Origin of the sequence: Cyclobacterium sp. 1_MG-2023, assembly GCF_030546805.1 — a bacterium.
GTDB lineage: Bacteria > Bacteroidota > Bacteroidia > Cytophagales > Cyclobacteriaceae > Cyclobacterium.
On sequence record NZ_JAUOPC010000011.1, the window covers coordinates 56,789 to 81,828 of the forward strand.

General features: G+C 39.0%; 19 protein-coding genes. 13 read left to right on the plus strand and 6 right to left on the minus strand.

The annotated features are described in order from the left end of the window. Nucleotides 1–261: 261 nt before the first annotated feature. On the plus strand, nt 262–447 hold the full coding sequence (locus Q4534_RS17125) for a hypothetical protein (RefSeq protein ID WP_014021685.1): 186 nt from the start codon (nt 262–264) through the stop codon (nt 445–447). Between the two features lie 436 nt (nt 448–883). On the opposite strand, the gene fdhD is transcribed toward Q4534_RS17125, so the two are convergent. Together fdhD and Q4534_RS17135 are read right to left on the minus strand one after the other, a co-directional pair. Then, a complete protein-coding gene (gene fdhD / locus Q4534_RS17130) occupies nt 884–1,753 on the minus strand; it encodes a formate dehydrogenase accessory sulfurtransferase FdhD (RefSeq protein ID WP_303614372.1) in 870 nt (289 codons plus the stop codon). After that, nucleotides 1,737–4,022 (minus strand): FdhF/YdeP family oxidoreductase, encoded by a 2,286-nt coding sequence (locus Q4534_RS17135; protein ID WP_303614373.1) that lies wholly within the window; start codon nt 4,020–4,022, stop codon nt 1,737–1,739. The genes fdhD and Q4534_RS17135 overlap by 17 nt, the downstream gene beginning before the upstream one ends. A gap of 266 nt (nt 4,023–4,288) precedes the next feature. On the opposite strand from Q4534_RS17135, the gene Q4534_RS17140 reads away from it, so the two are divergent. Genes Q4534_RS17140 through Q4534_RS17150 form a run of 3 tightly spaced genes read left to right on the plus strand, consistent with a single transcriptional unit; the run spans nt 4,289 to nt 9,441 of the window. Next, complete coding sequence (locus tag Q4534_RS17140) at nt 4,289–5,776, plus strand: sulfatase (protein WP_303614374.1); 1,488 nt, start codon at nt 4,289–4,291, stop codon at nt 5,774–5,776. A gap of 22 nt (nt 5,777–5,798) precedes the next feature. After that, nucleotides 5,799–7,313: an arylsulfatase gene (locus tag Q4534_RS17145; protein WP_303614375.1), complete on the plus strand. Its 1,515-nt coding sequence runs from the start codon at nt 5,799–5,801 to the stop codon at nt 7,311–7,313. Continuing rightward, entirely contained in the window at nt 7,297–9,441 is a 2,145-nt protein-coding gene (locus Q4534_RS17150; protein WP_303614376.1) for a pyrroloquinoline quinone-dependent dehydrogenase, read from the plus strand. Before Q4534_RS17145 ends, Q4534_RS17150 begins: the two co-directional genes overlap by 17 nt. An 80-nt stretch (nt 9,442–9,521) precedes the next feature. Here Q4534_RS17150 and Q4534_RS17155 read toward each other — a convergent pair whose 3' ends face one another. The 4 genes from Q4534_RS17155 to Q4534_RS17170 all read right to left on the minus strand — a co-directional run bounded on the left by Q4534_RS17155 (nt 9,522) and on the right by Q4534_RS17170 (nt 15,800). Further along, the gene (locus Q4534_RS17155; protein ID WP_303614377.1) at nt 9,522–11,084 is read right to left on the minus strand and encodes a metallophosphoesterase family protein; all 1,563 of its coding nucleotides are present in this window, start codon (nt 11,082–11,084) and stop codon (nt 9,522–9,524) included. 232 nt (nt 11,085–11,316) lie between these two features. After that, complete coding sequence (gene hrpB, locus Q4534_RS17160; RefSeq protein WP_303614378.1) at nt 11,317–13,785, minus strand: ATP-dependent helicase HrpB; 2,469 nt, start codon at nt 13,783–13,785, stop codon at nt 11,317–11,319. 156 nt (nt 13,786–13,941) lie between these two features. After that, nucleotides 13,942–14,451: a DUF2911 domain-containing protein gene (locus Q4534_RS17165; RefSeq protein ID WP_303614379.1), complete on the minus strand. Its 510-nt coding sequence runs from the start codon at nt 14,449–14,451 to the stop codon at nt 13,942–13,944. Nucleotides 14,452–14,654: 203 nt separating this feature from the next. After that, nucleotides 14,655–15,800: a Gfo/Idh/MocA family protein gene (locus tag Q4534_RS17170; protein ID WP_303614380.1), complete on the minus strand. Its 1,146-nt coding sequence runs from the start codon at nt 15,798–15,800 to the stop codon at nt 14,655–14,657. A 341-nt stretch (nt 15,801–16,141) separates the two neighbouring features. Between Q4534_RS17170 and Q4534_RS17175 the strand changes: the two genes are divergently transcribed. The 9 genes from Q4534_RS17175 to Q4534_RS17215 all read left to right on the plus strand — a co-directional run bounded on the left by Q4534_RS17175 (nt 16,142) and on the right by Q4534_RS17215 (nt 25,032). After that, entirely contained in the window at nt 16,142–16,669 is a 528-nt protein-coding gene (locus tag Q4534_RS17175) for an ArsR family transcriptional regulator (protein WP_303614381.1), read from the plus strand. After that, nucleotides 16,659–17,591, plus strand: a complete 933-nt coding sequence (locus tag Q4534_RS17180; protein ID WP_303614382.1) for a glycosyltransferase family 2 protein — start codon at nt 16,659–16,661, stop codon at nt 17,589–17,591. Before Q4534_RS17175 ends, Q4534_RS17180 begins: the two co-directional genes overlap by 11 nt. 1 nt (nt 17,592) lies before the next feature. Continuing rightward, nucleotides 17,593–18,324, plus strand: a complete 732-nt coding sequence (locus Q4534_RS17185; protein ID WP_303614383.1) for a GNAT family N-acetyltransferase — start codon at nt 17,593–17,595, stop codon at nt 18,322–18,324. A gap of 27 nt (nt 18,325–18,351) precedes the next feature. Beyond that, nucleotides 18,352–19,314, plus strand: coding sequence for a hypothetical protein (locus tag Q4534_RS17190; protein WP_303614384.1), 963 nt, complete (start codon nt 18,352–18,354; stop codon nt 19,312–19,314). 70 nt (nt 19,315–19,384) lie between these two features. Next, nucleotides 19,385–20,227 (plus strand): hypothetical protein, encoded by an 843-nt coding sequence (locus tag Q4534_RS17195; RefSeq protein ID WP_303614385.1) that lies wholly within the window; start codon nt 19,385–19,387, stop codon nt 20,225–20,227. Between the two features lie 3 nt (nt 20,228–20,230). Next, nucleotides 20,231–21,469 carry a hypothetical protein gene (locus Q4534_RS17200; protein ID WP_303614386.1) on the plus strand — a complete coding sequence of 413 codons (1,239 nt, stop codon included), beginning with the start codon at nt 20,231–20,233 and terminating at the stop codon, nt 21,467–21,469. Between the two features lie 22 nt (nt 21,470–21,491). Further along, complete coding sequence (locus Q4534_RS17205; RefSeq protein ID WP_303614387.1) at nt 21,492–23,285, plus strand: ABC transporter ATP-binding protein; 1,794 nt, start codon at nt 21,492–21,494, stop codon at nt 23,283–23,285. 18 nt (nt 23,286–23,303) lie between these two features. Next, complete coding sequence (locus Q4534_RS17210) at nt 23,304–24,380, plus strand: DegT/DnrJ/EryC1/StrS aminotransferase family protein (protein ID WP_303614388.1); 1,077 nt, start codon at nt 23,304–23,306, stop codon at nt 24,378–24,380. After that, a complete protein-coding gene (locus Q4534_RS17215; protein WP_303614389.1) occupies nt 24,361–25,032 on the plus strand; it encodes a sulfotransferase in 672 nt (223 codons plus the stop codon). The genes Q4534_RS17210 and Q4534_RS17215 overlap by 20 nt, the downstream gene beginning before the upstream one ends. Nucleotides 25,033–25,040: the final 8 nt, after the last annotated feature.

Here is a 25,040-nt window from a genome sequence, read left to right on the forward strand (position 1 = left end):
GTCAAATAGTCCATTTATAGCAAAACGTTATTGCCTGACGGACATATTGTCATTGAAATATTGGTGGTATTCCCTTCCTTAAAAGTTTACAACTTATGGCACAGGGTTTGGATTGGAATGTTTGAGTAAAAAAATAAGATTCGAAAAGCTAACATTTTCTTATTGGCAACGTAATGTTATTCATTAATTAAAGCTCAAACTTGGGAGATGCCAAGATTTGAGCACAAGGGTTTTATTGATAGGGTTTAAAATTAAATTGTTATGGAAACTTCTTATTTAGATTACTACAAGAGGATACTCAAAAGCGTTAGCTTTGATTTGGGCAAGTTGAAAAACGAGCTTAACAAAGCAAATCAAATCCTTACCGTAGAAGAGAGGGCACGTTTGAAGAAATGGATGCTTCGAAATGGGCTTTATTCTGAAAAACTTAGGGGTAATGCTTTCTAAGGCATTTTGTTATTTTTTAATCCTTATTTTTTAGTTTAAGTGTCATGCCTGCCTTACTCGGCAATACCAATTTTGTATGATTCAAATATGCATTATCCGGAAGTGCCTCATATCGCTATTTAAATTTGATAAGGGGTGATTTCGTGCGTGAAAACCACCTATCTCTGTGTCATCATCCTGATCCAAAGGTTACATTAGATAAAAACTCAAGTTATATACAACGTAGTATTTTTATAGGTAAGTATCTGAACAATAAATGGTTAATTATTATTTATTATGCTTACATTAGGGTTTCATTTAGGTGGAAAAATAAAAAATGCAGAAAAAATACCCTGATCACGGTATTTTTAAATCAGTATAGCATTCGTACCTTTGAATCAGGTGATAAATAAACTTTTCAAAATGGAATCTTTCCATTGCAAATAGTGGGTAATCGTTAAACTATTTTTTTACCCACTATTTTAATTCTTTCTTCTCCACTGTAGATATTAAAACTTTCCTCTTTCAAAAATCCAATCAGGGTCAGCTGTTTTTCTTGAGCAAGGTCCACAGCCAATTGCGTAGGAGGGCCAAAAGCCAATAATACCGGTATGCCTGCATTGATGGCTTTTTGTGCCATTTCAAAGCTCACCCGGCCACTTAACAAAACAATTTTTTCTTTGCTTAAATCGATATTATCTTTCAGGCAAGCTCCAATTAGTTTATCCAAAGCATTGTGTCGCCCAATATCCTCTCTAAGCAGCAGTAAATCTCCATTTTGGTCATATAAGGCAGCTGCATGCAAACCACCTGTATATTTAAAAGCTGTTTGGGAGGAAAGCAGCCCTTCCGGTATACTCAATATTGTTTCCGGGTTTAATTGCCACCCGGGTTTTACAGGCAAAACATCATTTTCACATTTTACAGCTTCAATGGCAGTCTTGCCACAAACCCCACAACTTGAATTGGTATAAAAATTTCGCTCTAGCTTTTTTAGATCTACCTCGAAACCTTCCACAAATTTCACGATTAGGACATTTCCTTTTTCCTCCGGTTTTACCCGCTGGCAATACCGCATCAAAAGTATGTCTTGGTCACTTTCTATTATCCCTTCTGCAAATAAGAAACCCAGAGCCAAATCAAAATCATTTCCGGGACTCCTCATGGTTACCAGTAAATCTTTTTTTTGCCATTCCTTATTTCTCTCAAATTCCAGACGGATTTGCAAAGGAGCTTCAACAGCCAGCAGATCCTGCAAATGGCTTGCTTCAGATTTGCTGTGTTTGTAAATTTTGCTAAAGCTAACCAGACTATTTGTCGCTTCCATCACTCAATTTTTCTAAATATACTTCTATATATTTCGATGCCGGGCAGTGACTTTCAGCTGAATTATTGTCCAAGGCCACCAAAATATTTCCCTCGGGGAAATAAACAGAAAGACACCCTGGACTGATGTCATAGGGAACAACTTGAAAACCTTGAAGTACCCGCTTTTCTCCTGCAAAAATGCTGGTTAATTTCACAAGGTCTCCGGCTTTACAATCATAATTTTTCATATCTTCTGCATTCATCATAACCACCTCCCGGCTATTGCTAATCCCCCTATAACGATCGTCATAGCCATAAATGGTGGTGTTAAACTGGTCGTGACTTCTCACGGTCATTAGAATAAAAGGTGTTTCAGGTTGTCGGACCGGGTGAAGCGGATTAATTGTCAATTGGGCCTTTTTATCAGGGGTATTAAAATGCCTTTCTCTGGCTCCATTGGGCAAATAAAAACCACCTGCTTTCCTCACCTTTTCGTTGTATTTATCAAAGCCCGGTATCACGGCCTCTATCTTTTCCCTTATCAGGTCGTAATTTTCTTTCATTCCTTCCCAGTCGGTAGTATTGGAGGGGCCTAGTACAGCTCTAGCCATACCACAAACAATGCCTACTTCGCTTTTCAATTCAGGCGATATTGGTTCAAGGTCTCCATGAGACATTCTTACCCTTCCGGCCGTATCTTCCGTACTGACAAACTGTGGCCCATGGCTACTGATATCCATTTCTGTTCTCCCAAGGCAAGGCAAGATCAAGGCATTTTTGCCATGTATTAAATGGCTTTTGTTGAGCTTGGTGGAGACGTGGAGGGTAAGGGTACATTGTTTAAGGCCTTCAAAAACCTTATCTGTATCAGGGGCAGCCAAAGCGAAATTTCCTCCCATCCCCATAAAAATTTTTGCTTTGCCTTCAGCCATGGAATGAATTGCTCCTACAGCATGGACGCCTTCTTTCTCGGGTGGCTGAAAATCAAATACCTTTCCCAATCGCTGCATAAAACTTTGTGGCATTTTTTCCCAGATGCCCATGGTACGGTCTCCTTGCACATTGCTATGTCCTCTTACCGGTAATGTACCTGCTCCGGCTTTACCAATAGACCCTTTGAGCAACAAGATATTGACAATTTCTCTAATGGTGTTTTCGGCATTTCTATGTTGCGTGATGCCCATTGCCCAAGCGATAATGATGTTTTCCTTCGTAATAAGCAGGTTTGCCAGTTCTCTGATCTGTGATTCCGGAACACCGGTCTCTTGAATCAATTCCTTTAAGTTTAATTGTTCAAGGTGTGAGATGAGGGCTTGGTACCCACTTGTTTTTTCACGAATAAAGGCTTGGTCAAAAACTTTTTCCGGTTGTAGCTTCTCTGCTTCTAGCATCAATTTTAATACAGCCTTTAATAAAGGTAAATCACCATTTACCTTTACTTGTAGGTGTAAATCATGGATAGCTGTAGGTTTCCCTACCCATTCCCAAGGTTTTTGTGGATTGCGAAATTGAAGTAACCCCGTTTCAGGCAAGGGATTTACTGAAACAATTTTCCCGCCATTTTGCTTTAGCTTTTCCATTGCAGTAAGCATTCTAGGCGCATTGGTTCCGGGATTTTGCCCCATAACTATCAATAATTCTGCTTTTGGGATATCATCCAGTACAACAGAAGCTTTCCCTATACCTACAGTTTCAGACAATGCTTTTCCCGATGCTTCATGACACATATTGGAACAATCGGGTAGGTTATTTGTGCCAAATTGCCTGACGAAACACTGGTAGAGAAAAGCCGCTTCATTGCTGGTCCTACCTGAAGTATAGAATATGGCTTGATCAGGATGGTCCAATGCTTGAAGTTTCTCGGCCATTAAAACGAAGGCATCTTCCCATGAAATTGGAGAATAGTGATGCTCGCCTTCTTTGATCGCTAATGGTTCTGTCAGTCTCCCTTGTTTTTCCAACCAATGATCGGATTTTTCCAATAAATCTTTGATGCTGTATTGCTTAAAGAAGGAGGCATCTAGTTTATTGCTACTGCTTTCCCAAGCGATGGCTTTGGCTCCATTTTCACAATATTCAGCAATTTTTGATACTTCTTTGACATCAGGGTCAGGCCAAGCACAACTCGGGCAGTCTAAGCCGTGAGGCTGATTTAATTTAAACAATGTTTTCACTCCCTTACCTACATGGGTTTCTTCCCAAATGCGATAGGCAACGGTCTGAATGGATTTTAAGCCTGCGGCTGTTTCTGCAGGTGGGCTAATTTTTACTTTTCTTTTAGGTTGCATTGCTGGTACGGACCAATTTTGGATTTGATGCGATTACAAGGTAAAAAGAAATATAATTTTAAGCTAAAACGTAGAATTTTGTTCGCACCGCAGTTTAATTTTTCTCTTTTTATGGTTTTATAACATAGCCATAGATGGTGATTTTTTAATAATACCATTGATTATAGCATGCTTTTACCGCTTAATAAAAGTATGTTTTTATTTACATGATTAACCTTTATATTTAGATTGCTTTATTCAAAAAATATATAATTTAAATATACCCAATGACACCAAAACTGTTTCCGGCATTCTGCTGCCTTTTAATTTGTTTTCTACAGTCCTGTGCGATTGAGGCCCAGGAAAAAAAACCTTATAATATTTTATTTTTAGCTATAGATGATCTCCGCCCTGAATTGGGGGTATATGGTAACGACATTATTAAAACGCCTAACCTTGATGCCATAGGAAAGTCAGGAACCGTCTTTGAAAACCATTATGTTCAGGTGCCTACCTGTGGTGCTTCGCGTTGTAGTATTTTAACGGGGATGCTTCCTAGTAGTCGGGAGCATCTGAAAAATTCTGCCATTGCAGAAATTATGGCAGATACTCCGGAGGGAGAAAAACCGGAGAGCTTTGTTCATCATTTAAAAAGAAACGGGTACTATACGGTGGGTATAGGAAAAATTAGCCATTCAGTGGATGGTCTGGTTTATGGCTACGAAGAAAGTCCTGAAGGAGCCAAGTCAGAAATGCCTTATAGCTGGGATGAAATGCTATTCAACTCTGGTAAATGGGGCACCGGCTGGAATGCTTTTTTTGGATATGCTGATGGATCAAATAGGCAAGGGAAAAAGAAACAAGTCAAACCCTATGAAGCAGCCGATGTTGCAGATGAAGGCTATCCGGATGGGCTTTCCACTCAATTGGCTATAGCAAAACTCAAAGAACTGGCGGCTAAAGATGAGCCTTTTTTTATGGGTTTAGGATTGTTTAAACCCCATTTGCCTTTTACATCCCCAAAGAAATATTGGGATTTATACAATAGGGAAGACATTCCTTTGTCCAACGCACCCGGCCTTCCGGAAAATGTTTCAATGAGTAGTTTGCAGTCCAGTGGAGAATTCAATCAATATGCTCTGGGAGAAGAAAAAGCCGGATTAGATCATCAATTGTCGGATGAATATGCCCGAAAGCTTAGGCATGCCTATTATGCAGCAGTGAGTTACAGCGATGCTTTGGTAGGCAAAGTTATGGAAGAACTAGAAACCTTGGGCTTGGCAGACAATACCATTGTGGTGGTTTGGGGAGATCATGGTTGGCATTTGGGAGACCACAGGGTTTGGGGCAAGCATACCATTTTTGAGACAGCCGTAAGAAGCCCTTTGATTATCAAAGTTCCGGGTTTAAAGCCCCAAAGAATCTCTTCCGATATGCCGGTGAGTAGCATTGATTTGTACCCTACATTAATGGAGTTGACTAACACCCCAACCAATTTTTCTTTGGATGGACAAAGCTTGGTTCCCCTGCTCAAAGATGGAGGAGACCAGAATAGGGAAGCAGCGGCATTTAGCTATTTCAAGAATGGGATTTCTATGCGGACAGGCAAATACCGAATAATGAAGTATTTTAGGGAGGAAACTCCTAAGATTGAATTATATGATCATATAAATGACCCTATGGAAACCAAAAATATAGCAGATGAGCAACCCGAATTGGTGGAGCGATTGCTTGTAGAGCTAGAAAAAGGTGACACAGGCCTGTATAACAATTAAAACAATTAACCTAACATTCAAAATGAAAATTAAAACGTATAGGCTTTCCCTTTTTGTGGCCATTTCAGCAGTATTTTTGATTGGAATGTCTTCCTGTAGCAATAATTCAGACAAAGAAATAACCACTGAAAAGCCCAACATCATCTATATTCTGGCAGATGATCTGGGTTATGGTGATTTGAGTTTTTTAGGCCAATCCAAATTTAAAACTCCGAATATTGATAAGTTGGCAGCAAATGGTATGGTGTTTACCCAGCATTATTCAGGTTCAACGGTCTGTGCTCCTTCAAGGTCTGCATTGATGACAGGAATGCATACCGGACATACCCAAGTTAGGGGGAATAGGGGCTTGAACGGCGGTCAATTTCCTTTAAAGGAAGGGACTCAAACACTGGCAAGCGTATTGAAAAAAGCGGGCTATACTACTGGCGCATTTGGGAAATGGGGGCTTGGCTATCCAGGCTCTGCCGGAGCGCCACTGAATCAAGGGTTTGATGTGTTTTTTGGTTTTAATAGCCAGACCATCGCCCATAATTATTACCCCAGAGAATTATGGGACAATGATAAAATTGTAAGTCTGGAAGGAAATCAAGGAACAGCTCAAGGCCAATATGCACCAAACCTTATTCAGGAAAGGCGATTGGAATTTATAGAGGCAAATAAGGACACCCATTTTTTTATGTATGTGCCTACGATTATTCCTCATGCAGAACTTTTTGCTCCGGATGAGTATATGGAGAAATTTCTTACCAAAACCAATCCTGAACCACCTTATCAATATGAAAGCAATCTGGGTCCTGAAACCCATTTTAAGGGAGTGGATGATCCAGAACACCCAAGGTATAAGGTTGGAGGTTACGGTTCTCAAGTCTATCCACATGCTGCTTTTGCAGCCATGGTGACACTCCTTGATGATCATGTAGGTCAGATTGTCTCCAAATTGGAGGAATTGGGAATTTTGGACAATACAGTGATCGTGTTTACTTCCGACAACGGTCCACACCTAGAGGGAGGGGCAGACCCTGATTTTTTTAACAGCAATGGCCCATTTCAAGGATACAAAAGAGATTTATTGGAAGGCGGAATTCATGTTCCGATGGTATTGAGCTGGCCGGCCAAAGTTAAAAAAGGAAGTCAAACTGATCATATTAGTGCATTCTGGGATATTTTACCCACTTTTTCAGCTTTGGTAGGGGAGGAATTAGAGGCGCCTATAGATGGTATATCCTTTCTTCCTACCCTTATGGGTGAAGGAGAACAGCCGGCGCATTCTCACCTTTACTGGGAGTTCCATGAAAAAGGTGGAAAACAGGCCGTAAGAAAAGGTAAATGGAAAGGGATCAAATTAAATGTATTTGAAGGAAATGAAACGATTCAGCTTTATGATTTAGAGCAAGATCCGGGGGAGACTAAAGACTTGGCCAGCGAATTTCCTGAAGTTGTAGAAGAAATAAAAGGCTTAATGCAAAGCTCTAGGACGGAGGATGCTGAGTGGCCATTTGAAGAGAAAATTTCAGAAAATGATAAGGAAAATTAATAGTGTTATCGCTTTAGTTTGCCTTTTGGTAAGCTTTGCATGTTCCCAAGGGAACGATACTTCTAAAGCCAAAGATTACCAAACTTGGGAAAATTACCGTGCAACCAAGACAGCTGCTCAGTTTTCAGGTTTGGATCAAATAAATAAGGAAAATGTTCACCTACTTCAGCCTGCATGGACTTATCACACGGGAGACCCTAAAGAAAGAACACCCATGGAGTGCAATCCAATGATTCTTGGAAATGTGATGTATGTTAGCTCTCCCCAGCTAGATTTGATTGCACTGGATGCTGAAAAAGGAACCGAGCTTTGGCGCTTTGATCCGGAAGAATATGGTCAATCAGGGGGAGTGAATAGGGGGTTTTTCCATTACAGAGAAGGGGATAAGATTCGCGTTTTTATGGCAGTCGGATACTACCTTTTTGCTATAGATGCCCAATCAGGTGAATTGATAACGGAATTTGCCGAAGAGGGGAAACTTGATTTGCGTAAAAACCTGGGGTTTGATCCCGAATCCCTGTCAATCTCCTTGAGTACACCAGGGATCGTTTTTCAGGATTTGATCATTATTGGATCAGCTACGGGTGAAGGATATGATGCTTCTCCGGGGCATATCAGGGCATACAACGCTAAAACCGGATCCTTTGAATGGATATTTCATACCATACCTAAGGAAGGAGAATTTGGACATGACAGCTGGCGTTGGCTGGATGGTGAAAACTATGGTGGTGCCAATAATTGGGGAGGCTTAAGTTTGGATGAAGAGCAAGGATGGGTGTATGTTTCAACCGGTTCTCCGGCCTATGATTTTTATGGGGGCAACCGGATAGGGGAAAATCTTTTCGGGAATTCCATTGTTGCCTTGGATGCAGCAACAGGAGAAAGAAAATGGCATTATCAGGCAGTTACCCACGATGTTTGGGATTATGACTTGCCATGTGCCGCTACATTAGTAGATATACCTTCTGAAAATGGTATGGTTAAAGCGCTGGTGCAACCGACCAAGATGGGAGAACTGATCATTCTTGACAGGTTGACCGGTGAATCATTGATGGATATGGAAGTTAGAAATGCCCCACCTTCCTATGTGCCGGGTGAAGTTGCCCATCCCACCCAAAAGTTTAATCAGGGGATTGCTGTTGTAAGACAAGGCTTGGATAGTACAACGCTGACCAATATTTCAGCAGAGGCCAATGCATACGTAAAAGGAGAGTTTAAAAAATACCGAAATGAAGGCCTATATACTCCTCCAAGTTTGGAAGGAACACTAACCAATCCAGCAACAAGAGGTGGGATGATATGGGGAGGGGCATCTTATGATCCCGACAACCAAATGCTTTACGTTAATGCCAATGAAATCCCTATGATTTTGCAGCTTCGCAACATCTCTGAAAACAAGGAAGGGAAAAGTGAACTTGTCAAGTATCCGGGAAGAAGCACCTATTTATCCAATTGCTCCAACTGTCATGGAGCAGAGCTACAGGGTTTGGATGATGCATTTCCTTCATTGAAGGGTTTGAAAGACAGACACACAAGGGAATCATTAACTAAAATCATAACCCATGGAAATGGTTTGATGCCTGCATTTCAAGGTTTTTCTTCTGAAAAATTAAATGCGTTGGTGGATTTTTTGCTTGATGAAGAACCTACCTCTGATCCTATACACGAGATAAAAGAAGAGGTTGGGACTACAGATAGGTATGTGTTGCAAGGTTTTAGGATTTTCACAGATGAAGAAGGTTTTCCCGGAAGTATGCCCCCTTGGGGTACATTAAATGCAATAGATTTAAAAACCAAAACCATTAAATGGAAAGTTCCCTTAGGCGAATATCCAAAGCTGAAAGAAAGAGGAGTGCCTGCCACAGGTACACAGAATTTTGGTGGCTGTGTAGCTACTGCCGGAGGTTTGGTGTTTATGGGAGGAACTCCTGATGAAATGTTCAGGGCCTTCGATGTTGCTACTGGCGAAATTTTATGGGAATACAAGCTCCCTTTTGGAGGGTATGCTGTTCCTGCTGTCTATGAAGTAAAAGGAAAGCAGTATGTGGTGATTGCTGCCGGAGGTGCAAACAGGTTAGGAACCCCGGCGGGTGATGCTTATGTAGCTTTTGCTTTACCGGAAATGTAAATTTATCCAATAAAAAAAGGCCAATCCTAAGCAGGATTGGCTTTTTTTTTGAATTTTTTGGTTAATCAACCCACAATGAGTTAATCTAAAATATTGCCTTTGGCATCAATGGCTACGTTAGTCCTCTCCCCATCTTTTTCTAACCTAACATTAAAAACCAAGGCTCCATTTTTCTTTTTAGAAGCACTTACTCTTGTTATTTCATTGCCCGGATATTTAGAAAGCAATATGGTTTGAAGATTTTCCGGTAATGGGTCTTCATAAGGGATGGTGTTTGAGAACCTTCTCTCATCTCCTGCTTCAGCTTTTCTTTCGATGAATTCATTGATTCCATTTTCTTGTTTTACCAGATCGAAGGCATCATATAATTCACCTACGGCTGTATAGGATTCAAAACTTAGTTTATCTCCATCTATATTAATCACCTGAAACAATTGGGTATTTTCAGCTTTACGGGCCCTTTCTGCACCTTTGTCTTTCCATCCTTCTTCGCTTACACTGTACATTTTTCCCCCACTAACAGATACTACATAAACAGTTCCTGTTTTATCCCTTGCATTCATTCCGTCCAAAACATTGTCTTCGGGAGAAACACGGCCTCTAGCATAGCTGTGGTCATGTCCTTGCAGGGCCAAATCAACATTATATTTGTCAAAAATAGGTTTCCATGCTTTTCTTAATTCATCATTGTCCCTTCCTGCGGAAGCAGAAAACAATGGATGGTGATAGGTTACAATGGTCCATTTTTTAGTGTTTTCTGAGAGCACTTTTTCTAGCCATGGGATTTGGTCTTTTTGTGCCACATTACTATTAAGAGAGATGATTCGTGCATCTTGGTAATCCATATAGTAAACGGTTTCCTCTAGTCCCAACCCCTTGGGTCCATTTTCGGGAAGTGTAAATTGAGGTCGCCATTGTAAGGAAAGTCTTCTTTCAGCATCTTCTCCATCTAGTTCAGGAATGTCTCTGTATTCATGGTTTCCCGGTGTAACCATAGATGGAACCATACTATGAATAAATCCTCCGGCCGTAAACCATTCATGCCATTCCTGGTCTCTATGGGCTCTGTTGATAAGATCACCGGCATGGATGATGAATTTCGAGTCCGGTGCTTTTCGATAACCTTCTCTGATTAATCTAGCCCAAAGTTCGAGTACATAATTCTGTGCATCTCCCACATATAGGAAAGAAAAAGGCTTGTCATTGTCTCTGGAAGCGGTGGTGAACTGTGTCCATTCCGTCCATGATTCGCCATCTCCTACACGGTATCCATACATGGTGTCTGGTTTTAGGTTCTTAAATTGCACAGAATGGTAATGTGCTTTGACTTTTACGTCTTCTACCTTCGAACCATCTAAGACTTCTGTTTTGGCGGCTATGGTTTCCGCATTTCTCCAAAATTTTGGAGCACCGTCTGCTATAGCAATTTCAGCATAGCCTGTAGGAATAGAGGTGTCAGTTCTCCAGGTTACATTGGCTTCAGAGGCAGGATCTGCGCCAAAGTTCAATACCACCCTGTCAGGGTAATAACTAGGCTTGCTCCATTCTTCTCTAAAAGATGGGGCTTTGTAAACTTTATACTCTTGGGCAATTGCAAAATTTATTACTAATAATAAGCATAAAGAGAAAAATAAATGTTTCATTTGGGATGGTTTTTCAGTATATCTTCGTAAAAATAGTTAAATACGAATAGTTTTTCAAGTGTAATAATTATTATATCATTACCAATTCATCTAGTGAATTAACAATTGTTTCATTTAATGTTTAAATATCCAATCAGTAGTAATATTAGCAACCTTATTATTGGAAGATATTATAAAAAAGTACTGTTTCTAAAGTATATGGACTACTAAACTTAAGTATTTCTTCCAATTTCTACTTTTTTCGCTTTACGCCTCTTATAGCTTGGGCTTCCCAAGGGTTTTCCGGCCAATGGTGTTTGGGATACCTTCGCTTTAACTCCTTCTTAACTTCATGGTAGGTATTGTCCCAAAAGCTTTTTAAATCCTGAGTAACCTGAACCGGTTTAAAGCCGGGGGATAGCAAATGGATCAGCATAGGATTTTTACCCTCATTGACGGTTGGGGTTTGACTCCAACCGAAAAGCTCCTGAAGTCGTGCAGCTAAAATGGGAGGATTACCATCAAAGTTGTATTTTACAGGGAGGGAAGAACCACTTGGCAATCTTATTTTTTCCGGAGCTAAACTTTGGAGCTCCTTTTGTTGATCAAATGAAAGGCTGTCTCTTAATATATTGTAGAGAGGTAATTTTTTCATTTCAAGACCTGATTGGACACCCGTTAAATAGGGAGAGAGCCACTCATGAGCTGTTTTTAATAATTGATCCGTGCTGAAGTTGGGGAATGATTCTGGGCCGTTCCACAGCCTTAAACTCATGATTCTACATTGAAGTTGACAAACCTCATTGTCCCAGGAAAGCCACTTTTCTCCGGATCGGGAAAGCATTTTTAATAGCCTGTCTTGAATCAATTGAGGGTCAGGGTTTTTTAATCTTTTCTTTTCCAATACTATTAACCCTATCCTTCGTTCTTCAACTGCCTGAATAGAGGCTGACTCCTCATCCCAATAGATCCTTTCCTCAGACTTTACCAAGGGTTGGATATCCTTTGGTTCCAGTGGAGCTGCCAAGAATATTTTCCCTAAACCGTCCCTTTCGTCCATCTGTGCTATTGCAACCCATTCTTCTGATGCCATGAAGTCGTTTTTGTCTATTCGGGCCAATTTGCCATTAGACAATTTAAATTGGGCTTGATGGCTTGCTTTGGCGATTCTCTCTGGAAAGGCCTGTGCAATTAATAAGCCTGTTGCATAGGGATCGACGGCTGAATTTCCCGCTTTTATTCCAAGAATTTGTCGATAGGCCTTGGCAACTTGTTCAATTTTCTTGAAATTAAAATTGGCGGAGTTTCCAGCCCGATAACGGCGGAGTCCTTCAATTCTCAAGTTGATGTCTACTCCATTTCCGGGTTCCAATGGGTCCTTTTCTTCCAATATGGCTGCCAAGTCTGAACCCAAACCTTCTAAACCTAACAATTGACTGTAAACAAGCAAATGTGCAATTCTGGGATGACAAGGAAAGGTATGTAAGGTTTCACCGTGTTTGGAGATTTTATTATTGGCAACAGCCCCTAGGTTTTTTAAGGTTTCAACTGCTTGGGCCCAGTTACCTTGGGGTGGAGTACTAATCCAATTCAATTGTGAAGGATCATTTATTCCCCACTTATAAAGTTCCAAGGCCAAGGGGCTAAGGTCAGCTTCCACTATCTCCGGCTGTCTAAAGGGAAGCAAGTTTTCTTGGCTCGCCTTAGACCATAACCTGAAACATATGCCCGGACCTAGTCTCCCTGCCCTTCCTGCCCTTTGTTTGGCTGTGTCGGCAGTCACAGGAATCGTAACCAATTTATTCAACCCGGAGTTGGGGTTAAATCTTCCGCTGCGCATATAGCCTCCATCAATAACAATTTTGATTCCTTCTATGGTAAGACTGGTTTCGGCAATTGCTGTTGCCAAGACCACTTTTCTTTTCCCCTGTGGATGTGGTAAAAGTGCAGCTTGTTGTTGCTTGAAGGCCAACTGTCCATAGAGTTTGTAAATGGCGAGGTCATGGGGCCAATTTTCTATTAACGTGGCTGTTTTATTGATTTCTCTCTGGCCCGGTAAAAACACCAAAATATCCCCCTCATGATTCTCTATGGCTTGCTTAATGGTTTGACTCGTGTTTTGAGGTAAATTGAACAAATCAGAACCGGATCCATATTGAATGCTTACCGGAAATGATCGGCCTGAACTTTCTACCAGTGGTGCGTGAAGGTTAATCGATAAGTCTTTGCTATCAAGGGTAGCAGACATGATCAATAGCTTAAGATCCGGTCTAAGTATTTCTTGGATTTCTCTGGCAATGGCAAGCCCCAAGTCCGCATGTATGCTGCGTTCATGAAATTCATCGAAAATGATTATGCCAACATCTTCAAGGGCATTGTCCTGTTGCATCATTCTGGTTAGAATCCCCTCTGTAATTACTTCTATTCTGGTATTTTTCCCCACACAGGTATTGAACCTGACTCGGTAACCTATGCTTTCTCCGGCTGACTCCCCCATAATTGTAGCCATTCTTTGTGCAATACTTATAGCTGCGAGTTTTCTGGGTTCAAGGATTACTATTTTTTTCCCTTTGAGCCAATTTTCTTCCAATAATGTCAAGGGGGCCAATGTACTTTTACCGGCTCCCGGAGGTGCATGAAGCAAAACAATTGGCGCCGAGCTAAGTCGGTCTTTTAATTGAGGGATTACCTCTAAAATGGGGAGTTTGGGGAAGTCCTTCAAAAGTAATTGTTTTGATACAAAGGTAAAAAAACATAGCGGACTCAATAATGTTTTTGAGTAGGAAAACTTTAGGAGATTAAAAAAATATAATTTATGCGCATAGCTTTATTGGGTAATAAAAAAGGCTGTTTAAATTAAAAACAGCCTTTATATTAATTATTTTATCGATGCCTTGGCACGTCCATATTCCCATTTTACTTCCAAACCATCATCCATTACGGTATAAGTAAGGCTCTCTGTAAGGGTACTGGTTTGACCGGAATTAACGGTTACTCTTAAAGCATCTTTGCTTTCATCGTATTTTGTTCCCCACTGACCAGTCTGTTTGTTGAAAATAAAGGTACTGGAACTTTCTCCCGGAATAATGAAGAAGCTGTATTTCCCGGCAGGTAGTTTTTCTCCTTCCACTGTAATGTCCTTGCTCGTCTCAAATAATGTAGCTTCATTGGCGCCGGCTCTCCAAACTTTCCCTAGTGGTACAAGGTCTCCAAAAATAGTTCTTCCTTTTACAGAAGGGCTGCTATAATTTACAGTGATTTCTGCTCCATTTATAGTTCCTTTAGCTGTTTTTGCAGGACTTGCTTTTTTCTGGGCATTCGACATATATACTACTGAAAGCATTAGGAAAGCAGATAAGCTTAGCATTTTCATGGTTGATGATTTCATGTTTTGGTTTTGTTTAGGTTAAATTATTTCAATAACTATAATAAACGGACAAAATTAAAAATTGTTAAGCATCTGATGACTGAAAGCAAACAGTAGGTAGTTAATTTTCATATATGCCACTAGCCTGTCCTTAGTAATGCTTTATGGTCCCGGCCTTCCTATAGAAAAGCCGGGACGAAGTTAACATGACTGATATAAAATATTTAAATTTTAACCCAGGCCTGTTTTTTATGGCTTTCAATTATTCTTTCGCAGATTAATAACTCACGATGTCCGTCTGCAAAAGTTGGATAACTTGGTTTTTCAGGTTGTTTTCCTTCTACAACTGCTGCATAGACTTCCTTGAACATTTGTTTGGAAGTATCAGGGAAACCTTCATTGTGTCCACCCGGGAAGCCAATAAGTTTTCCAGCCTCAGCATTGAACAAAGAAGGATCTTTCATCAAGTGCTGATTGGCAGTTTCTCTTTTGCCTATCCACATCTCATTGGGTTTTTCACTGCACCATTCAAAATTCGCTTTTGAACCGGCGATTTCAATATTCAATCTATTTTTCCTACCGGCATTTACTTGGCTAACCGTTACCGAACCTTTGTTGCCATTGTCAAACCTTAGCATTACCGTAGCATGATCTTCGGTATTGATAGGCACTTCTTCATAGTCTGAAGGGGCTAGGCTTTTGCCACTATAGGTTTCTATTGCTTTAAGTGGCTTTAACCTTGTTTTGTGTACAGTAGAAAAATCCGCCATCACTTCAGTGATTTTCAAGCCGGTAACATATTCGGTTAAATCCAATAAATGGGAGCCTATGTCTGCAATGGCTCTTGAATCTCCGGATTTATCCGGCTCCAATCTCCAGTTGTAATCTGTTTGCAAAAACAACCAATCTTGCAAATAAGAACCCATGATAGAGTAAATATCACCTAGTTCACCACTTTCTCTCATGGTTTTCATTTGCCTTACCATCGGATAATACCTTAGGTTAAAATGAACAGCATTGACCAAACCTGTTTTTTCAGCAAGGGCCACGAGCTCTTCCGCCTCTTCAATTTTTGTTGCCAAAGGTTTTTCACAAACAACGTGTTTTCCGGCTTCCAATACGGCTTTGGATTGGCTATAGTGAAGGAAGTTTGGTGTACAGATATGTACAACTTTGATTTCCTCGTCTTTCAGCATATCTTCGAAAACCATGGCCTTTTCTATGCCTAGTAAAGCAGCTTTTTCTTTGGCAAGCTCTTCATTGACTTCACAAAGGGTGGCCACTTCAATATTAGGGTTTCTTCTTAGGGCTTCAATATGGGCAGGGCCAATAAACCCCGTTCCAACAACCGCTACTTTGATTTTTTCCATAAGGTAATTATGTTCGGTTTATTTAAAAGGTTAGCCCTAAAGATAGAAGGTACATTTGTATTTTTCAATGCTTGCTGACTTTTACATTTATTGTTTCCGCTTTATGACAACTTCAAAAAGGCTAAGTCCATGGCTCATATTGCCCTGCAAACAATAATATTTTCATTAAAACTTGTGATTTTGAGATGATCGAGTAATTTTGTTACTCCTACCTTGTGTGTTACGAGGCGAAGCTGTGAAAGCAATTTGAGGTACTTTATTAAAGTGCTTATTTTTATGTTTTTTATATTCAGTAAATAGTATTTGGTGTCTTTCCAGAGCCCAAACTTTACATTTTTATCTTGATAGAATCTCTTATTACATCCAAGACTCGTATTAAATTACTTGTGAAATTTTTTTCTAACGCCAAAAACCGAGGTTACTTAAGAGGTTTGGCGGAAGAGTTTGGTGAATCTACCAACTCTGTAAGAATAGAACTTAACAGACTTTCCAATGCCGGTTTACTAAATTGGAAGACTGAGGGCAAAACCAAAAGCTACCAAGCCAATGAGAATCACCCTCTGTATCTGGATATAAGAAATATAGTGCGCAAATATTTGGGTTTTGATACACTTATCGATCAAGTAGTGCAGGGTTTAGGAAGTGTTGATAAAGCCATTATTTGTGGAGATTATGCAGAAGGAAAAGATACAGGGACCATAGAATTGACGATAATTGCTGAAAAAATAAATAAAGACTACTTGGATTTCCTTATTAAAAAGACGGAAGAGAAAATTAATAGGAAGTTAAAAGTCAATATTATGGAAAATGAACCTGTAGAAGGCCTTCCGGGCTTGTTGGTATATGAACATGCAAGTGATGATGCCTAAGTCCCCAATTTTTCTTTCTGTAGTCATTCCTGTTTTTCAGTCTGAAGCAGGTTTAAATGAATTGATTGAGCGCATAAAGCGGGCTTTGTTTGCCATTAGTTCAGAGGTCGAGTTAATATTCATTGATGATGGAAGCAATGATAGAAGTTGGGATATTATATGTAGGGCAGCAGAAAAAGAGGATTTTATTAGAGGTCTGAGATTCAGTAGGAATTTCGGACAACATCATGCCATTTTTGCCGGTTTGGAATTGGCTCAAGGAGAATGGATAGTGGTGATGGATGCGGATCTACAAGATCTCCCCGAGGAGATTCCTATGATGTTGACCAAAGCTCAACTGGGTTATGATGCAGTCTTGGCCAGAAGAATGGATAAAAAAGCTACTTGGTTTTCAAAAGTCTTGACCATAGTATATTATCAGATTTTTTATTCTATGTCCGGAATCAAACAGGATCCCAGCATTGGTAATTTCGGCGTATACAATAAAAGGGTAATTCATCAGGTGCTACAAATGAAGGAGTCCAATTGGTATTTTCCCACCATGGTACATTGGGTAGGGTTTAAACAAAGCACATTGAATGTAAAACATGGTGTTTCTAGGAATCAGCACTCCAACTATTTTTTCAAATCTAAATTCCATTTGGGATTGAACACCCTACTTGCTTTTTCTGACAAGCCCCTTCGATTGACCATTAAATCAGGTTTAATTGTCGCATTAATCGGGTTTTTATTTGCATTGATCACCTTGATACGTTATTTTTCAGGAGCCATTGTAGTGCCGGGTTATGCAAGTATTATCATTTCCCTTTGGATACTCTTTGGGCTTTTATTAACAACCATTGGAATAGTGGGGCTCTATGTTGGGAAAACTTTTGAAGGGGTGAAAAACCGTCCACGCTATATTGTAGACCAAAAGACTTAAAATGATAAAGTTTTTACCTTTTGACACTTCTTTGTTTGGATACAGGGTAGGACAGCTACAATTGGGAAGATGCCTTCCTGATTTAGAAATAGTAAACAATCAAGCTAAAAATTTCGATTTAATTTATGTGATGGGGAAACCCGGTTTGGTTAAATTGGGTGGATGGTCACCGATAAGTACCAGGGTTGACTTGGTTAAAAATATCATAAAATCGGACTTGGTTCAAAGCCCGAAAGTTGATGATGAAGTTGAAGTTTCAGAAATGATTGTTTCCGGAAATCTTTCTCAATCAGATCAGAAAGCCTTAAGGGAGTTAATCTTTTCAAGTGGACAGTGGTCCAGATTCAAGCAGGATATATTATTAGCCAATCAAGAATACGAAAAATTATACAGTACATGGTGGGAAACCATTAAGGCAGAAAAACATAAAGTTATCGTTGCTCGGATTTCCGGAAAATTGGTGGGATTTATTACATTTAAGTTACTTAGAGGTAGAGGCCATGTTGGTCTTTTTGCCGTCAAAGGAAGTGAGCAAGGAAGAGGAATAGGAAGGAAATTAATGCATGAGGCTTTAGTAATGCTTGATGGCTGTGGCTTTAAATTGCTGGGACTCTCTACACAGAAGGCCAACAAAAGGGCCATGGATTTTTATAAAAAGGTTGGTTTTCAGCCCATTAAAGAAACTTTGATCGCCCATTGGCGACCGGGATTAAAACCCCAAAATATACACTAGCTTTTGCTTGTCAAAAATTATGAGGTAATGCATTATTCTCCTGACCTTAAAAAGGACTGGGGGAGGGTACTTCAAAAGGCTACCAATGCCACCATAATGCATGAGAGAGATTTTTTAGCGTATCATTCACCAGGCAAATTTCAGGATTGCTCGGTAATATTGTATAACAATACCAAGCCGGTAGCAGTATTTGCAGCCCATAGGGAAGGAGATATGGTCTATTCCCATCAAGGACTAAGTTACGCCGGCTTAATTCAGGTACCCTGCTCTTTTGATCATAAACTTGAACAGTTCAAAGCCTTAATGAAATATTTTGAGTCGTTGGGGCTTAGCCATCTACAAATTAAAGAAACACCGGCATTCTACAATTCGATTCAGGATGAAGCCATGGATTATATCATGCATCTGACAAATGCCAAAACTACACAAATGGAATTGTCATTGACGATAAACCTGCCATTAGAGGTAAAGAATAAAGGAAGGAAAGCCAATATCAAACAAGCTAGTCGACAGAATTTAAAAATAATTGAATCCAATGAGGTAAAAAGTTTTTGGGATGCCTTGCTTCTTCCTAACCTTCAAAACAGGTACCAAACAGAACCTACCCACAGTTATGAAGAAATGACATTTTTGATGGATAAGTTTCCTGGAAAAATTCGACAATTCAATGTTTTTAAGGAGGGCTTGATGGTAGCCGGTGCCACGGTTTATTTTTCCAAAAATTGCATCCATACCCAATACCTGGCAAGCAATAGCAAAGGCAGAGAATTGCATGCTTTAGATGCTTTGGTCAATCATCTTGCGAACACATTTACAGGAAAATACTCTTTTTTAGATTTTGGTCATTCCAACGAAAATCAAGGGCTTAGTATCAATAAGGGGCTTTTTAAGTGGAAAGAAAGCTTTGGTGCTAAGTCTTATATTCATAGGCATTATAAGGTACCCGTCGAAACCTGGAGAAATTTGGATAGGGTATACAAAGCTTTGTAGATAGATGCCTAAAAGGTCTTCAATTTCAGCAGAAAGGTTAAACCAATTGAACCAAAAAAATACCAGATACATGATCTCATGTGTCCAAAATGAGTTTTTTTGTGAACATCATCCAAAAGGAAAATGTAGCAGAGGTTTTTTTTCTTTATTTCTTCAGGTGGTATACGGTATTGGTTTTGCGAAAAAATATGGATTACCATTTTTCGTTGATTTCAGTAATGTAGCCTATGCTTATTCAGGTCAAGTAAAGAATAATTTTTGGGAGTATTTCTTTAATCAAGTAACAGTAAAGCGTACAGATACCTTGGTACTAAATCAACAATATGAAGTTTACCCATTGCGTATTTGGAATAGAAAGCACCTTAGGTTGTTACACCAATTAATGAAAGAGGGGCTTAAATTCAAAAGCGCCTTACAAGCAGAGATCGACAAGATCAGGAGCATCATGGACAATGAAAAAATCCTAGGTGTCCATTTTCGCAAAACCGATCATTTTTTGGAAGTTCCGCCGGCCGATGAGTCAGTTTTTTTTCATCACATAAGAAGAAAATTTTCGACCTATGACAAGATCTTTGTAGCTACGGATGATCAACAGCTTTTGGAAAAATTGAAAAAAGAATTTTCACCTAAAATAATGGCCCATGATTTTGTCAGGTCTCAAGGAGCAATTTCCATTCATAACAATGAGACATTTAAGGATGGTCCTAGGCTAGCTAAAGAGGCTTTGCTGGACTGCATAAGCCTATCTTGCTGTAATGAGCTTATCTTATCACCTTCTAACCTGTCCTATGCCGCTTTGGTGTTCAACCCTGAGCTTAAATACAGTATTGTTGAGAGTAAAGCAGCCAAAAGAAGCCGTATAAAGACCCTCACAAGCTATCATTTAGATAGATTAGGCCTAAGAAAATGGTAGGGGATGATTGAAATTTATCCTGAAATAGGCCAAAGCGAAAGTCAATGTCCAAGGTGTGGTGTTTTAGGATTGAGCAATGGCACATTGTATTTTCAAGGGACGCATTGTCTTACAAGCCATATCTGTTCTGACTGCAGCTTAGAATTTTACGCCACTTTACCTATTGGGCACGCTATCCTTTTCCCAGTTACCTTTAGCCGAGACGGAAAACACCAGAAATTTAACCAAAAAGAAGGATCTTGGATGGCAGAACCGCTTATCAATTCTATTCAGAATCCACCTATTAAAGAGGTTCCTATTCAGCTTATACAAACTTCTTCAGGGGGAGACCTCCTTTTAGTCAATTGCCTGGACAGTTGTTTTGGACATGTATTTACCAAGATTTATAACGTGTATTTGCTTAAAAAGCATTTTCCAAAAAAAACCTTGGGCGTTCTGCTTCCAGAACGCTGCCGATGGCTGATTTCCGATAAAGAGGTAGAGATCTGGTCGGTAGATTTGCCTTTAGAAAACATAGGTGAGGGAGTTCAAGGATTGGATTCATGGGTCAAGCAACAATTTAAACGGTTCCATTCAGTGGCCCTCAGTGTTGTGCCAGTTCACATTGATCAAGAGCAGCTAGATTTTAAGGAAATTCTTGGGGTTAAGCCTTTTGAGTTGGAAGAATTTGACCGGCTACCATTACAGCTCACATTTATCTGGCGCTCTGATCGATTTTGGTTAAATAGCAAAGGATTGGATCTGCTACATAAGGCATCTATAAAATACAATTTTCAGAATTGGGTGGAGGACATTTTGCAGCACAGGCAAGGTAGTTTATTGAGGCGGCTAGTTAATAGAGTCAGAAAATCCTTCCCGAATGTAGCCTTTTATGTCACCGGAATAGGTAGGAACGGAAAATTTCCCCATGGATGCCATGACGAGCGTGTAGAGAAAATGCAGGAGTCCATAGAGCGAAAGTGGAATGAGGTTTATCGGCGAAGTCATTTGGTGCTAGGGGTACATGGTTCCCACATGTTGATTCCCACAGCCCTGTCAGCTGGATTTATTGAAATACTTCCCAGACACAAAATAGACCATTTGACTGAGGACATTGCTCAGTCTCATAACAGTAGGTTAAGTCATTTTTTGGGGAGGTATATGGATGAATATGCAACCCCCGAATTAATTTCCAAGCATGTAGTGAGCATGGTAAAAAAGTTTGATTTTATAAAAAGCAACATGGATTCTGAATTAGCTTAAGCCTTAAAGGGATTATTTATCAATGAATATACTCAAGACATTTATTAAAAAATATTTTTATTACTTCTCCTACTTCTATCAAATAGTTCGTGGAAGGCTTTTTATTGCTTTTGGGCTAAGTATGTTGGTAGCCTTGATGGATGGACTAGGGCTTACCATGTTTTTGCCTTTGTTGGAAATGGTAGATGGGGGGGATGCCAGCGGTGAAGGCATGGGCAAGCTTGGATTTATACTAGATGGCATGGGCAGTTTAGGAATTCCAATTACGGTTTCAGCTATTCTTTTGATAATGGCCTTCTTTTTTATACTCAAAGGTGTTTTAAAGTTTTTTGAACAGTATTACAGTGTTTTAGTTAGAAGATTTTTTGTAAAAAAAATGAGGCTTTCCATTGTAGATTTATTTGAAGGCTATTCCTTCAAAAATTTCATTAAACAAGATTCTGGGAGAATTCAAAATACTGCAACAGGTGAAATAGAAAGGATTTTAATTGCCTTTAATAGTTATATGTATGTATTACAGGCCTTTTCTATGATTTTCATTTATGTGGCAATGGCATTTAGCGTAAATGTGCGATTTTCACTTTTCGTGATGATTGGAGGAGTGCTTTCAAATTTTCTTTACTCTGCCATTTATAAAAGAACGAAAAGACATTCCGTAGACGTTTCAAAAGGGAACCACTATTTTCAAAGTCTCCTAATTCAAAAAATAGCGAATTTTAAGTATTTAAAAGCGAGTGGACTTCTTACCACCTATGGCAATAAGCTTAGAAGTCAAATCAATGCCATCGAGTACCATTATAGAAAACTTGGTTTATTTTCCTCAATAATTACTGCCATCAGAGAGCCGATAATAATTATTATTATTGTTGCTGTTATTCTTTTTGAGGTCAATATAACGGGGGGGAGTATTTCCGGAATAATATTGAGTTTGTTATTTTTTTACCGGTCATTAACCTATTTATTGGCTTTACAGGCTTATTGGAATTCAGTTATGGCAAATTATGGTTCTCTAGAAAATATAAAGGAGTTTTCTAAAGAATTAAAAGAGGGAAGTGAATCCCATGGTAATACCAAGGTTAAAGGCTTTCACAACGAAATAAGGTTAGATAAGGTTAGTTTTGGCTATGGGGAAAAGAGGATCTTGGATAGTATTTCATTTTCGGTATTTAAAAATCAAGCCATAGCAATTGTAGGAGAAAGTGGTTCAGGAAAGTCTACTTTGATGAATATTATGGCAGGTCTTTTTTTGCCAGATACTGGGGCAATTACCATTGATGGAAATGATATGAAAGAGATTGATAGAAATCATTTCCAGAAGAAAATAGGCTACATTACTCAAGAACCAGTGATTTTTGACGACACCATCTTCAATAATGTGAGTTTTTGGGACAAAGATACTATCGAGAACAGAAAGAAATGCAAAGAAGCATTAAGTAAAGCCTCAGTTTTAGCGTTTATTGAGACCTTGGACAACAAAGAGGACAGTCGACTTGGTAATAATGGAATTATGGTAAGTGGAGGTCAGAAACAAAGGATTTCTATTGCCAGGGAGTTGTACAAGGGAATTGATGTACTGCTTATGGATGAAGCCACATCTGCTTTGGATTCTGAAACTGAATTTGGAATTCAAGAGAATATAGACAAATTAAAAGGACAAATAACTATAATAATTATTGCCCATCGCTTGTCGACAATCAAAAATGTTGACCGTATCTTATTATTGAAGGGTGGGAAAATACAGGCATCCGGTGATTTTGAAGAATTGGAAAAAAATTCTTCTGCATTTAAGAAGATGGTTGCTTTACAGGCTTTTTAAAAAATAAATAAATTAATAATGATCCCGGTAACCAAACCTTTTCTACCCCCAATTGAAGATTATGAGCAGTACCTTAAAGGCATATGGTCAAGAAATTGGTTAACGAACAATGGACCTCTTGTTAACGAATTCGAATTAAAAATTAAAGATTTACTTGGACTAAATCATTTTTTGTTTTTAGGAAATGGAACACTTGCACTTCAAATTGCGCTAAAAGCTTTAAAAATTAAGGGAGAAGTAATTACCACTCCATTTTCCTATGTTGCTACTACGAGTAGCCTGGTTTGGGAAGGTTGTATGCCTGTTTATGTAGACATTGATCCAAAAACTTTAAATATCGATGCCAATAAAGTTGAAGCGGCAATAAACCCCAATACTTCGGCGATTATGGCTACCCACGTTTTTGGAAATCCCTGTGAAATAGATGAATTAAATAGAATCGCCAAAAAGCATGGATTAAAAGTGATATATGACGGAGCCCATGCTTTTGGTGTTACTTTTAAAGGGAAAAGTATTTTTAGCTATGGTGATATTAGTACCACCAGTTTCCATGCTACTAAAATTTTTCATACCGTAGAAGGGGGAGGAGTCTTTAGCGAGAATCAGGAATTGATTAAGAGGATGGGCTATTTGCGAAATTTTGGGCATGATGGTTTTGATAAATTTAATGGACCAGGCATAAATGCCAAAAATTCTGAATACCATGCAGCAATGGGCTTATCAAACCTACCTTATTATGAATCGATCATCAGTCACAGGAGGGACTTAACTAACAAATACAATAAGTTCTTTAAAAATACAGTCTCCATAAAAGATAAAATTCAAATTATTCCTTCTGAAAATTATTCATATTATCCCGTAATCTTTGAAAGTGAGGAATTATTGTTAAATATAAAAAATAAATTGGGTCAACATGAAATAAGCTGTAGGAGGTATTTTTATCCCAGTCTCAATGAATTAGACTATGTTAACGGAGACGCACCGATTTCCCAAAATTTAAGTCGAAGAATTTTATGCCTTCCTTTGTATTATGACTTAAGCTTTTCAGAGCAACAGCTTATTTGCGAATTAATAAATGATCAGTTTAAAGATTAAAATAGCCAGCTTTATTAATAGGGCTAAGGTTTTTGGTAAACCTAAAGTCTTTTGTATAGGGTTTAATAAAACAGGAACTACTTCATTGAAAGTCCTTTTTTCCAAATTGGGTTTTGTCGTAGGTGATCAAAGTGAAGCTGAATTCCTACTTTCAGAGATTCAAATGGGTAATTTTGAAGGCTTGTTGAAACATATAGAAAAAGCCCAGTTCTTTCAAGATTATCCATTTAGCACCCCAAATACCTATAAGGTTTTGGATGAAAAATACCCCAATGCGAAGTTTATTTTAAGTGTTAGGGACTCACCAGAGGAATGGTACAACTCTTTAGTGAAATTTCATTCATTAAAATTTAACAATGGAAATTCCCCTACAGTAAAGTCCCTAAAGGAAGGTGATTATATATATAAAGGATGGATATGGGAGTTTTTAAGCCAGGTATATGGTTTTGAGGAGGACAAGGATTTATATAACAAAGCATTTTTGATTAACCTCTACTTAAATCATATTGAAGAGGTGAAAGAATATTTCAAAGGAAGAGAAGACAAATTAATTGTCATTAACCTTCAGGATGAGGGAGGAGTAGAGAAATTGTTTCAATTTTTAAATATCAAGGCTTCAATTTCTGAATTTCCTTGGGTAAATAAATCTTAATAAATAAA